This window comes from Phreatobacter sp., from assembly GCF_030691135.1.
GTDB lineage: Bacteria > Pseudomonadota > Alphaproteobacteria > Rhizobiales > Phreatobacteraceae > Phreatobacter.
The window spans coordinates 1-12599 of the sequence record NZ_JAUYFA010000097.1 but is presented as its reverse complement, the minus strand read 5'-3'; the positions used below and the strand labels follow the sequence as shown (position 1 = coordinate 12599).

Below are 12599 nucleotides of genomic sequence, written 5' to 3'. Positions count from 1 at the left end.
GAGAGCATAGGGGACATCCCATGGCCGGCCGGCGAGGCTCCGTTCCGCCGGCGCATGCCACCCTGTCCGCATGCGCCATGGCCAAAGCCTCCACCCGCGCTAATCTGCCGCCGGTACCTCCTGCGAAGAGACTGACATGACCCGCGCCTCCGCCATTGCTGCCGCCCACCAGATGTTCGACGACGGCAGCCTGAAGGCGATCTTCGCCCGCCGCATCGCCATTCCGACCGAGAGCCAGAATCCGGCCCGCGCCCCGGACCTCGCGCGCTACCTCACCGAAGAGATGCAGCCCTCGCTCGAATCGATGGGCTTTTCCTGCCGCATCCTCACCCACCCCAGTGCCAAGGGCCCCTTCCTCCTTGCCGAACGCATCGAGGACCCTGCCCTCGTCACCGTGCTCGGCTATGGCCATGGCGATGTCATCGCCGGCCTCGAAGGCCAGTGGAAGGACGGCCGCGATCCCTGGACCCTCGATGACACCGGCGATACCTGGTACGGTCGCGGCGTCGTCGACAACAAGGGCCAGCACGCCATCAACATCGAGGCGCTGCGCTGCGTGCTGAAGACCCGCGGCAAGCTCGGCTTCAACGTCCGCTACCTCATCGAGATGGGCGAGGAGGTCGGCTCCGCCGGCCTGCACGATCTCGCCCGCGACAACCGCGAGCTGTTTCTCGCCGACATCCTCATCGGCTCCGACGGTCCCCGCATGACCGCCGAGCGTCCGACCCTGTGCCTCGGTGCCCGCGGCGGCTATCGCATCGACCTCGCGATCAACGCCCGCGAGGGTGGCCATCATTCCGGCAACTGGGGCGGGCTGCTGTCGAACCCTGCCATCCGCCTCGCCCATGCCATCGCCACCATCATCGGCCCGACCGGGCAGGTGCGGGTCCACGAACTCCTGCCGAAGGACATGCCCGACTCGGTCAAGCGCGCCCTCGCCGATATCGCGCCGGCGAGCATTCCCGGCGGCCCGCAGATCGACGCCTGGTGGGGCGAGCCGGGCTTCTCCGCCGCCGAGAAAGTTTATGGCTGGAACACCTTCGAGGTGCTGGCCTTCGGCGCCGGCGATATCGGCAATCCGCAGAACGCCGTGCCCCCATCGGCCAGGGCCACCTGCCAGATCCGCACCGTGGTCGGCTCCGATCCCGACGGCTTCATCCCGGCCATCAAGCGCCATCTCGTCCGCCACGGCTTCCCGGACGTCGAGGTCTCCTCCGGCCGTGACGCCGCCTTCAAGGCGACGCGCACCGATCCCGACCATCCCTGGGTGAAATGGGCGGCGGCCTCCATCGCCGCGACCACCGGCAAGAAGCCGGCGGTGATCCCCAATGCGGGTGGATCGCTGCCCAACGACGTCTTCGCCGAGATCATCGGCATGCCCACCATCTGGGTGCCGCATTCCTATCCCGGCTGCTCGCAGCACGCCCCCAACGAGCACGTGCCCTCGGCCCTCATCCGCGAGGCCATCGGCCTCATGGCCGGCCTCTATTGGGACCTCGGCGAGGGCGGCCATCCCAAGGTCGCCCGGTGAGCGCGGCGGCAGGGCAGGGGGCCGGGATGACCACGACCGCGCGTCCCGACGTCGCCATCGTCGGCGGCGGCATGGTCGGCACGGCGACGGCGCTCTCCTGCCTCGCCCGCGGCCTGACCGTGACGCTGGTCGATCCCGGCGGCATCCGCGACACCGCCAGCTATGGCAATGCCGGCGTCATCTCGCGCGGCTCGCTGTTTCCGGTGGCCGGCCCCGGCATGCTGAAGAAGCTGCCGCGCTACGCCCTCAACCGCGATGTCGCCATCCGCGTCGACTATGGCTCGCTCCTGGCGGTGGCACCCTGGCTCCTCGCCTTCATCCGCCGCTGCAACGAGTCCTCCTGGCGGGAGGCGGCGAGCGCCCTCGATCCGCTCTGCGCCGCCGCCTATGACGAACACTGGCGCATCGCCGGCGAGATCGGCACGCAGCATCTCATCATGCGGCGCGGCTGGGTGAAGCTCTACCGCAGCGAGGCGGCCTTCGCCGCCGGCGCCCTGGAGCGCGAGTTGCTCGCCCAGCACAAGGTCGCCTTCGAGGTCGTCGACGGCGCCGAACTGCCGCAATTCGAGCCGGCTCTGAAACGGCGCTACGCCAGGGCTGTCTGGCACACCGAGACCGGATCGGTGCGCGATCCCGGCGGGCTGGTGCAGGCCTATGAGGCCGCCGCCCGCGAGCGCGGAGCGACCCTCGTCACGGCGCGTGCACGCACCGTCGAGGAAGACGGCGACGGCGCCAGGGTTGTTCTGGAGACCGGCGGCGCCATCCGGGCGAAGACCGTGGTCATCGCCGCTGGCGCCGCCGCCCATGATCTCACCCGGACCATGGGTTACCGCCTGCCGCTCGCCGCCGAGCGCGGCTACCACCGCCATTTCGCCGATGCCGGCGACCACAAGCTGTCGCGACCGATCCACGACACAGGCGGCGGCTATGTCGTCTCGCCGATGAATGCCGGGCTCCGGCTGCTTTCCGGGGTGGAACTCGCCCGCCGCGACGCACCGCCCGACACGACCCAGATCGAGGCCGTCGAGACCGATGCCCGGCAGACGCTGGCGATGGGCGACACGGTCGAGCCGGCGCCCTGGCATGGGGCGCGGCCCTCGACCCCGGACGGCCTGCCCGTGATCGGGCGCGCGCCGCGCCATCCCCATGTCGTCTTCGCCTTCGGCCACGGGCATATCGGCCTGTCGACCGGGCCGATCACCGGGCGGCTCGTCGCCGAGATCGTCACGGGGGCATCCGCGAGCCTGCCGATCGGTCCGTTCAGCCCGGCGCGCTTCTGAGCCAGTATCGGGCCGGTCACCCCCCCGACGGGAGTGAAGCCTGTCATGCGACAATTCGACGTTGTCATGGAATACCACCGGGCTACAGTCGCTCCCAGGCGGGCGTCATGACCCGCGAACCAGAGGTGTGAGCGAGATGTTGAAGCGGTTCATCATGGCGGCCGGTCTGGCCGCCGGGCTGTTTGCGGGCGCCACGGCGCCGGCCGCGGCCCAGACGGTCGAGTGGCGCGGCGGTTCCATCGGCGGCGGCTGGTACACGATCGTCTCGGGAGCAGCGAAGCTCCTCGAGGACAAGATTCCCGGCCTGACGATCAAGGCCGTCCCGGGCGGCGGCGCCGCCAATCCGGTGGCCGTTCAGCAGGGCCAGGCGCAGCTCGCCATGTCCATCGATATTTTCGCCAGCATGGCCGCCACCGGTACCGGCACCTATCAGGGCCGTCCGGCCGCCGACAAGCTGCGCATGATCGGCCAGTCCTTCGGCGACACGCCCTATCATTTCATTCGCGCGCCCGGCCAGACCATGGACATCGCCACCCTCTTCCGGGAGGGCCGCAACATCCGCTTCGGCGGTGCCAACAACGGCGCCACCGACGAGATCGCCCTGCGCTGGCTGCTCGCCGTCTACGGCCAGACCTATGACAGCCTGCGCGCCCGCGGCTGGCGCTTCCAGCTCGCCGCCTATGGCGACCTCGCCAGCGCCTATCGCGACGGCCAGCTCGACTACGCCTTCTTCGCGCTCGGCCTACCGGGCTCCGCCGTCGTCGACATGGCCACCGGCCGCGATGGCGAGATCCTCGACATTCCCCAGGACGTGATGGACGCCTTCAAGCAGCGGCACGGCATGGGCTCGGGCGTCATTCCGGCCGGTACCTATCCGCGCTTCCACGGCAACCGCGAGGTCAAGACGCTGGTCATGGCGACGACGCTCGTCACCTCGTCCGATGTCTCCGAGGAGATCGTCTACAAGATCACCAAGGCGATCTGCGAGAGCATTCCCGAACTGCCGCGCATCCACGGCTCGCTGAAGGACTATCGCTGCGAGACCGCGGTCGCCAACCGTCCGGTGCCGGTCCATCCCGGCGCGCTGCGCTACTACCGCGAGCGCGGCTGGGTGCAGGGCTGACGCGCCCGCGATGGGCAACGCGGTCCGGGCCGGTGGTCCGGACCGCGTTCATTTCAGGACCAGGACTGACGGTGGAATGACACTATGCGCGAGCTGAAAGGGCCGGTCTTCTGGCTGGCGGCGGCTGTTGCCGTGGCGGCTTCGGTGTTCCACCTGTGGACGGGCGGCTTCGGCTTCTTCGAGCCGCGCGAGCAGCGGTCGATCCACCTGCTGCTGCTGCTGCCGCTCGCGTTCATCCTCTATCCGGCGACCGAGCGCTCGCCGAAGGACAGGCCGAGCCTCGTCGACTGGCTGCTGTCCTTCCTCGCCGTCCTGCCGAGCTTCTATTCCTTCACCTGCGCCAATGGCGGGCCCTACTGCTCGTCCATCATCAACCTGCGCTTCGAGACGGTCGATCCGGTCTCGACCGTGGAGCTGGTGTTCGGCGTCATCGCCATCGTCCTCGTCGTCGAAGCGCTGCGCCGCGCCGTGACGCCGGTCCTCGCCGGCCTTGTCGCCACCGGCATCCTCTATCTCTTCGTTACCGAATACATGCCGGGAATCCTGCATTTCCGCGACATTCCGGCGACGCAGATCATCGAGACCATGTATCTGTTCAACTCGAACGGCATCTACGGCTCGATCACCGGCATCTCGGCGACCATGGTCGCCATGTTCATCATCTTCGGCGCCTTCATCGAGGGCTCCGGCGTCGGCATGTTCTTCCACAATCTCGGCATGAAGGTCGCGGGCCGCCAGGCCGGCGGGCCCGCCAAGGTCGAGGTCGTCTCCTCCGCGATGTTCGGCACGATCTCGGGATCCTCGGTGGCCAATGTCTTCGCCACCGGTTCCTTCACCATTCCCGCCATGATCAAGCTCGGCTATCGCCGCCAGTTCGCCGCGGGCGTGGAGGCAGCCTCTTCGGTCGGCGGACAGATCATGCCGCCGGTCATGGGGGCGGGCGCCTTCATCATGGCCGAGATCACCAACATCCCCTACCAGACCATCGCCCTCGCCGCGATCGCTGGCTCGCTGCTCTACTTCTTCATGATCCTTGTCAGCGTGCATTTCGAGGCGCGGCGCCTGCGGCTCACCGGCTGCGATCCCTCGGAAATCCCGACCTGGGCCTTCGTGCTGCGCGACGCCCACCTGCTCGTGCCGGTCTTCGTCATGATCGGCGCCATGGCCTGGGGATACTCGCCGACCTTCGCCGCCTTCTGGGGCATCATGGCGGTCTGGCCGGCCTCCTGGCTGAGGCCGCACACCCGGCTCTACCCGACCGACATCATGCGCATGCTGGCGAATGGCGGCCGCAACATGGTCGTGGTGGCGCTGGCCTGCGCTGGTGCCGGCATCTTCGTCGCCTGCCTGACCGTCACCGGCATGGTGATCTCCTTCTCCACCATCGTGACCGGGCTCGCCGGCAACAATCTCTACATCGCCGGCATCCTGATCGCGATCACCGTGCTCATCCTCGGCATGGGCGTGCCGACGACGGCCGCCTACATCATCGGCGCCGCGATCGGTGCGCCGATCCTCCAGCAGTTCGGCGTGCCGGTGCTCGCGGCCCACATGTTCGTCTTCTATTTCTCCATCCTCGCCGACGCCACGCCACCCGTTTCGGTCGCATCCTACGCGGCGGCCTCCATCGCCCGCTGCAGCCCCATGGCGGCGGGCGTCGTCGCCTTCCGGCTCGCCATCGCCGGCTTCGTCGTCGGCTTCTCCTACCTGCATTCCAGCGCGCTGCTGCTGCAGGACACCTGGCCCGAGATCATCGGCGAATTCCTCGCAAATGCCCTCGGGCTGACCCTGCTGGCAGCCGGGTTCTTCGGCTTCTTCCGCGCCCCGCTGCCCATGCTGGTGCGCCTGCCGCTCATCCCGCTCGGGATCATGGCGACGCTCTTCGACCCGATTCCGGTCTGGTGGCGTGTCGCTATCGTCGCCAGCGTCTGCCTCGCCCTCTATCTCGCCCAGAAGGGTGCCGCCGGCCGGGAGGACGTCGTCCTCGCCGACGAGGCCGTTCAGCGCAACCAGGCGCGCCTCGCCAGGGAAACCTCGTCGTCATGATCATCGACCGCATGCAGGTCCGGCTCACCCGCTGGCCCCTGAAGATGACCCGCAAGCATGGCGTCGGCGACGTCGCCGATACGCTGCCGGGCGTGGTCGTCTCGCTGCACACCCGCGACGGCCGCACCGGCTGGGGCGAGGCGGCGCCCTGGTCGGTCTTCTCCGGCACCGCCGAGGCGGCTGTCGCCGCCCTTGACGTCTATCTCAGGCCCCTCGTCATCGGCCGCACCGCGAAGGACCTCGCCCGCATCATGGCCGAGGCCGACCGCACCATCGTCGGCCACCCGGAAGCCAAGATGGCTCTCGACATGGCGCTGCACGATCTCGTCGGACAGGCGGCGGGTGTCGGCGTGGCGGAACTCCTTGGAGGCGTCTTCCGTCCCAGCATCCCGCTCTCGGTCTCCATCGCCAATCCCGATTTCGACGCCGATCTCGACTTCGCCCGCGCCCGCCTCGCCGAGGGCATCCGCCTGTTCAAGGTGAAGACGGGCTTTTCCAGCCATGCCGAGGATATGAGCCGGCTCGACCGGCTCGCCGCCATCCTCCCCGCCGATGCCTCGCTGCGCATCGACTACAACCAGGGCCTCGCGGCCGTCGACGCCATCCGCACGCTGCGCGACGTCGAGGCCTTCCGCCCCGCCTTCATCGAGCAGCCTGTCGCCCGTGACCGGCGCGACGCCATGGCCGAGATCACCCGCGCCATCGACACGCCGATCCTCGCCGACGAGAGCGTCTTCTCGCCGGAGGAGGCGATCGACTGCGCCCGTGCCCGTTTTGCCGATGCCATCTCGATCAAGCTGATGAAGGCCGGCTCCTTCGCCAAGGGCAAGGCCATCGCCGCCATTGCGGGCGCCGCCGGCATGCCCTGCTATGGCGGCACCATGTACGAGGCCGGCATCGCGCTGACTGCCGGCATCCATTTCGCCGCATCGACGCCGGCCATGACGCTCGGCGCCGAATACTACACCTCGGCCTTCGTGCTCGGCACCGAGATCCTGGCAACGCCGGTACGGCTCGAAGCCGGCGCCTCCTGGCTGCCGGCGGGGCCGGGCCTCGGCATCACCGTCGACGAGGCGGCGCTGAAAGGCGCGACGGTGGAGGCGCGCGGCTAGGCCGCCCGCCGACGGCGCCTTCCCCCGGCCGCGCGGCGGTGTATAGGACGACGCGCGCCGTATCCGCAGCGGCCGCACCGGACCGCGAAGGGGGGACCATGGCCGATCCGATTGCCGTCACGCCGTCCATCGCCCTCAACCCGGACGACATCACCTGCACCTTCGTGCGCGCCTCCGGCCCCGGCGGCCAGAACGTCAACAAGGTCTCGACGGCCTGCGAACTGCGCTTCGATCTCGCCGCCGCCGCCCTGCCGCCCGACGTCAAGGCGCGGCTCGTGCCGCTGGCAGGCTCGCGGCTGACCAAGGACGGCGTCATCGTCATCCAGGCCGACCGCTTCCGTTCGCAGGACATGAACCGCGAGGACGCGCTCTCCCGCCTCGTCGAGATGGTCGCCAAGGCGGCGATCCGCCCGAAACGTCGCATCGCGACGAAGCCGACCCGCGCCTCCAAGGAGCGCCGGCTGGAGGGCAAGCAGAAGCGCTCCGGCGTCAAGAAGATGCGGCAGGGCAAGCCGGGCGTGGAGTGAGCCTGCCGATGAAGGGCCCAGCAGGCCGCCGGGCGCAGTCATCGAACATGACGGGAATCTACCAGGCCAGCGTTGCGCTGTCAAGGACAATTATCCTAGAATGTGATCGGGTGGGATGGTCTCTCACACCAGCCCTGCGGCCTTTGCGATCCGGAACTGCCCGGCGAAGGCGGAGTGGACCGGCGCCGTCTCATGCGGCATTCCCAAAACGTCGAGCGCCGCCGCATAGCGCGCCGCCAGCGCCTCGCCGCCGACGATGACCACGGGACCGCCGATATCGGGCGCGAAATGGCGCGCCTCCGCGATCTCCGTACCGATCATCAGGCCCGAGAGCCGCTCGGCCGTCTCGTTCGCCGGGAAGTCCCCCATCAGGCTGCCGGCCCGCTGGCGGAACAGCTTGCCGAGCAGGCCGGCGCCGCCTTCCGCCGCACCGATCGCCACCCCTTGAGCGAAGGCCGTCGGCGACGGCGTCCAGTCCGCCGTCGTCAGCTTCAGCACCGTATGATCCCTGAGAGCGGCGAAGGCGTCCCCCGTCATCGCCGAGCGGAAGGCGGTGATCCGCCCGTCGGCGATCCGCACCCATTTCGAATGCGTGCCGGGCATGACCGCGAGCCTGAGACCATCGAGGGCGAGCCCGGCGATCTGCGTCTCTTCGCCGCGCATCACATCCGGCGCCCCGTCGGGGTTGCGATAGGAAAGGCCCGTGATGAAGGCAATGCGCCGGCCCCTTGCGGTCGTCAGCCGCCCGAGCGCGCCCGCCAGTGCCTCCGCACCCGCCGGGCAGGACAGGTACGGCGTCTCCACCCATCCGGTCCGGCTCGTCACCATGCCCGAGGCGATAACCGGCAGGCCCCCGTCGGGGTCCCAGCGACCGATGGCCCGCTCGAGAACGGTCTCGAAATCCCGGTCCGGCACTGACAGCAGCCCGTCGCGGCTCGACCCGTGGTCGAGGATGGCTCCCTCGCCATCCATCAGCGCGGCGCGGAACGACGTGGTGCCCCAGTCGACCCCGATCAGCTTGCCCTCGGCCATGGCGTCTCCTTCCGGAATAGACTTCCCGTCATGTGACGGCTGCGCATAGGACCTGTCCCCTTGCATGCGCGGCCGGCCTCGCTTTAATCGCCGTCCGCACTACCACGAAGCCCGCCCTTCTCCAGCGCAGATATCACCCATGTCCCATGATCTCGCCGTCGCCCGCGCCGCGACCCTTCGTCCGATCGCCGCCATGGCCGCGGCGGCCGGCATCCCCGCCGAGGCGCTGGAGCCCTATGGCAAGTATATCGCCAAGCTCGACGCCGGCTATCTCGCCGGGCTGAAGGACCGTCCGGACGGCAAGCTGGTCCTTGTCACCGCCATCAACCCGACGCCAGCCGGCGAGGGCAAGACGACCACCACGGTCGGTCTCGGCGACGGCCTCAATCGCATCGGCAAGCGCACCGTCATCGCCCTGCGCGAGCCCTCGCTCGGTCCGGTCTTCGGCACCAAGGGCGGCGCCACCGGCGGCGGCAAGGCCCAGGTCCTGCCCATGGAGGCGATCAACCTGCACTTCACCGGCGATTTCCACGCCATCACCTCGGCGCACAACCTGCTCGCCGCCCTCGTCGACAACCACGTCTACTGGGGCAATGCGCTGGGCATCGACACCCGCCGCATCGTCTGGCGCCGGGCCCTCGACATGAACGACCGGGCGCTGCGGTCCATCGTCAACGGCCTCGGCGGTGTCGGCAACGGCTATTCCCGCGAGGACGGCTTCGACATCACCGTGGCCTCCGAGGTCATGGCCTGTTTCTGCCTCGCCGACGACCTCGCCGATCTCGAGGCGCGCCTCGCCCGCATCGTCGTCGCCTATACCCGCGAGAAAAAGCCGGTCACCGCCGGCCAGCTCAATGCCGCCGGCGCCATGACGGCGCTGCTCAAGGACGCCATCAAGCCCAACCTCGTCCAGACCATCGAGGGCTCGCCCGCCTTCATCCATGGCGGACCCTTCGCCAACATCGCCCATGGCTGCAACTCCGTCATTGCCACCCGGGCCGCCCTGAAGCTCGGTGATTACGTGGTGACCGAGGCCGGCTTCGGCGCCGATCTCGGGGCCGAGAAGTTCTTCGACATCAAATGCCGCAAGGCCGGGCTGAAGCCCGCCGCGGCGGTGATCGTCGCCACTGTCCGCGCCCTGAAGATGAACGGCGGCGTCGCCAAGACCGATCTCTCCCGCGAGAACATCGCGGCGCTGCGGGCCGGCATCGTCAATCTCGGCCGCCATGTCGAGAATGTCCGCGCCTTCGGCGTGCCGGTCGTCGTCGCCATCAACCACTTCACCACCGACACCGAGGCGGAGCACCGGCTCATCGCCGACATCTGCCGTGACGAGTTCGGCGTCGAGGCGGTGCAGTGCCGCCACTGGGCCGACGGCGCCGCCGGGGCCGAGGAACTCGCCCGCAAGGTCGTGGCGCTCTGCGAGGGCGGCACCGCCCATTTCCAGCCGCTCTATCCGGACAGCCTGTCACTGGAGGGCAAGATCCTTTCCGTCGCTACTCGCATCTACCGCGCCGACGACATCGCCATCGCGCCGAAGGCCGCCGCCGATCTCAAGGCCTTCGAGGCCGCCGGCTACGGCCATCTGCCGGTCTGCATGGCGAAGACGCAATATTCCTTCTCCGCCGACCCGACCCTGCTCGGCGCGCCGACCGGCCACACCGTGCCGGTGCGCGAGGTGCGCCTCGCAGCCGGCGCCGGTTTCGTCGTGGCGATCTGCGGGGAGATCATGACCATGCCGGGCCTGCCCAAGCTGCCGGCGGCCGAGGCGATCCATGTCGGCGCGGACGGGCTGATCGAGGGATTGTTCTGAGGGAATGGCCCTGCACCCGGGAAGTGTGTCCTTCGAGGCTCGCCACCGGTCGATGTTGACGCATCGCCGGGCCTCGCACCTCAGGATGAGGGAGGTGGCGAGTGGCATGGCGCGGGAAAATGTGTCACGCATTCGCCCTTCTGCAGCACACCAACCTCCTCATCCTGAGGTGCGAGCCTGAAAGGCGAGCCTCGAAGGACGCACTTGCCGTGGTGCAGCGGACTGCTCAGCCTGCGCTCGGATGCCACGCTGGCGTGAAGCCCTGGTTCAGGACAGCAAGGATCGACGGCGGCGTCAGCACATCGACCTCGCGCGACGGCCGCGGCAGGGCTGTACGATAACCACCGAACGACCAGGGCAGCGCCTTGCCGCCCCTCACCGCGAAAGCCTGCCCCCCGACCGCGATCATGGCCCCATCGGGCAACCCCGCCGCCTCCGCCCGCCACGTCCGCTTCCCACGCCCCTCCAGCCGCTCGCCATGCAGCACCGCGTCCATCTCCGGCGCGCTGGGCGGCTTCGACAGGCCCTTGGCCCTTGCCCAGGCCGCGGCGAAGCGGGTCGCATCGGCCCGCCGGCATTCGAAGCAGGGCCGGTGGCCGGCGGCCAGCGCCGTCACCTCGTCGAGGAAGAAGAGCTCGGTATAGCCGCGCCCCATCAGCGGCGCACGCCGCCGGCCCTTGAAGGCCAGCACGCAGCAGATCCACTGCCGCGAGGCCCAGGGGCGCGGGCCGATGGTGCGATCATCGCGGTGGAAGCGGCCGCCGCGATTGCCGAGGAAAAGGCCGCGCTCCGGCACCGCCGCGATCCTCCCGAACGGATCGACCCGGTTGGGAAGCGGCATCGGCTCAGTAGCGCGCGTCAGCCGACGGGCCGCTCCGCTGGCCACCGCCGAACAGGCTCTCGAAGAGGTTCGGCGGCGGCGGGGGAGCCTGCCGCACCTGCGGGGCGATCTCGACCGGCGGCGGCGCCTGCCGCTGCACCGGTCGGACGATGGCCTGGGGCGGCGCGCCGGGCGCATCCCAGCCATAGACGTCGTCGCGGAACTGCACCGTGCCGTCGGGGGCCGCCCAGCCGGTCAGATAGACCCACGACACCGGCACCGCCTGCGTCAGCCTGACGTCGCGGCGCTGCGTCTGGGTCATGCCCTCCACCACCTGCTCCTTGGTGAAGCCCTGCGGCGCCAGCAGCCAGGTGACGAAGTCTGAGACGTCGGCGACGCGCACGCAGCCGGACGACAGCGAGCGGCTGTCCGACTGGAACAGGCCGCGCGACGGCGTGTCGTGCATGAACACCGCTTCGGTGTTCGGCATGTCGATGCGCACCCGTCCCAGCGAATTGCCGGGTCCCGCGTCCTGCCGGAGGGTGAAATTGACCGCCCGCTCGGTCGACCAGTCGATGGCGGAGGGGCTCACCTCGTTGCCGGAGCGGTCAAGGATGCGCACCCGCATATTGGCGAGTGTCGCCGGGTTGCGACGCATGCGCGGAATGATGTCACGCTTGATGATCGACGTCGGGATCGTCCAGGTCGGGTTGAAGTTCACCACCGTCAGGCGGCTCTCGACCATGGGCGAGGCATGGGCGGCCTTGCCGACGATGACGACATGGCGCCGCCGGACGACGCCGCCCTCGATCGCCTCGGCTGCCGCGGCGGGAATGTTGACCACGACATAGCGCTGGCCAAAGGCGAAGCGGCTGTCGGCGAGCCGCTCAAGCGACTTCTCCAGCGCGCGCAGCCGCGCCTCGGCCGGGATGTTGAGCTGGCGAAGGGTCGCCGCCGCCACCAGTCCGGATGGCAGCAGGCCGACCCGGCGCTGGAAGCGCTGCACGGCGGCGACGGTCGCGTCGTCGAAAAGGTCGCTGCCGGCCTCGGCAGGTGACAGGTCGCCCTCGATGGCGAGGCGCCGCTTGAGCTGGGCCACTGCGGCACTGCGCTGGCCCTTGGACAGGCGGAGCGTCGTCGGCAACGTGCCCCATCCGCCGCGCTGGGCGATCTGGCGATAGGTGGCGAGGGCGGCCTGAGTCACGGCGACGGTCTGCGGGCCATAGGTCGGCTGCGGATCGGTCGAGATGGCGGTGACGCGCGGCGCCGGGGCCGGACGCGGTGGCCGCGGCCGGGCCGGAGGCGCCGCCGCCTG

At 69.5% G+C, this 12599-nt stretch carries 10 protein-coding genes; 7 read left to right on the top strand and 3 right to left on the bottom strand.

Features of this window, described 5'->3' with window-relative positions; all coding sequences use genetic code 11:
- Window positions 1–136: 136 nt before the first annotated feature.
- From Q8O26_RS18030 to arfB, 6 genes are all read left to right on the top strand, one after another.
- On the top strand, window positions 137–1531 hold the full coding sequence (locus Q8O26_RS18030) for a M20 family metallopeptidase (RefSeq protein ID WP_305578116.1): 1395 nt from the start codon (window positions 137–139) through the stop codon (window positions 1529–1531).
- A 26-nt stretch (window positions 1532–1557) separates the two neighbouring features.
- Entirely contained in the window at window positions 1558–2811 is a 1254-nt protein-coding gene (locus tag Q8O26_RS18025) for an FAD-binding oxidoreductase (RefSeq protein WP_305578114.1), read from the top strand.
- A gap of 136 nt (window positions 2812–2947) precedes the next feature.
- Window positions 2948–3934: a TAXI family TRAP transporter solute-binding subunit gene (locus Q8O26_RS18020; RefSeq protein WP_305578112.1), complete on the top strand. Its 987-nt coding sequence runs from the start codon at window positions 2948–2950 to the stop codon at window positions 3932–3934.
- 84 nt (window positions 3935–4018) lie between these two features.
- Window positions 4019–5980 (top strand): TRAP transporter fused permease subunit, encoded by a 1962-nt coding sequence (locus tag Q8O26_RS18015; protein ID WP_305578110.1) that lies wholly within the window; start codon window positions 4019–4021, stop codon window positions 5978–5980.
- Window positions 5977–7092 carry an enolase C-terminal domain-like protein gene (locus tag Q8O26_RS18010; protein WP_305578108.1) on the top strand — a complete coding sequence of 372 codons (1116 nt, stop codon included), beginning with the start codon at window positions 5977–5979 and terminating at the stop codon, window positions 7090–7092. The genes Q8O26_RS18015 and Q8O26_RS18010 overlap by 4 nt, the downstream gene beginning before the upstream one ends.
- A 98-nt stretch (window positions 7093–7190) precedes the next feature.
- The gene (gene arfB, locus Q8O26_RS18005; protein ID WP_305578106.1) at window positions 7191–7619 is read left to right on the top strand and encodes an alternative ribosome rescue aminoacyl-tRNA hydrolase ArfB; all 429 of its coding nucleotides are present in this window, start codon (window positions 7191–7193) and stop codon (window positions 7617–7619) included.
- 123 nt (window positions 7620–7742) lie between these two features.
- On the opposite strand, the gene Q8O26_RS18000 is transcribed toward arfB, so the two are convergent.
- Complete coding sequence (locus tag Q8O26_RS18000) at window positions 7743–8651, bottom strand: 2-dehydro-3-deoxygalactonokinase (protein WP_305578104.1); 909 nt, start codon at window positions 8649–8651, stop codon at window positions 7743–7745.
- Window positions 8652–8790: 139 nt separating this feature from the next.
- On the opposite strand from Q8O26_RS18000, the gene Q8O26_RS17995 reads away from it, so the two are divergent.
- Complete coding sequence (locus Q8O26_RS17995) at window positions 8791–10464, top strand: formate--tetrahydrofolate ligase (protein ID WP_305578102.1); 1674 nt, start codon at window positions 8791–8793, stop codon at window positions 10462–10464.
- Between the two features lie 226 nt (window positions 10465–10690).
- On the opposite strand, the gene Q8O26_RS17990 is transcribed toward Q8O26_RS17995, so the two are convergent.
- Window positions 10691–11305: a hypothetical protein gene (locus tag Q8O26_RS17990; protein ID WP_305578100.1), complete on the bottom strand. Its 615-nt coding sequence runs from the start codon at window positions 11303–11305 to the stop codon at window positions 10691–10693.
- Between the two features lie 4 nt (window positions 11306–11309).
- On the bottom strand, window positions 11310–12599 hold a 1290-nt coding region (locus Q8O26_RS17985; RefSeq protein WP_305578098.1), incomplete at its 5' end, for a L,D-transpeptidase family protein.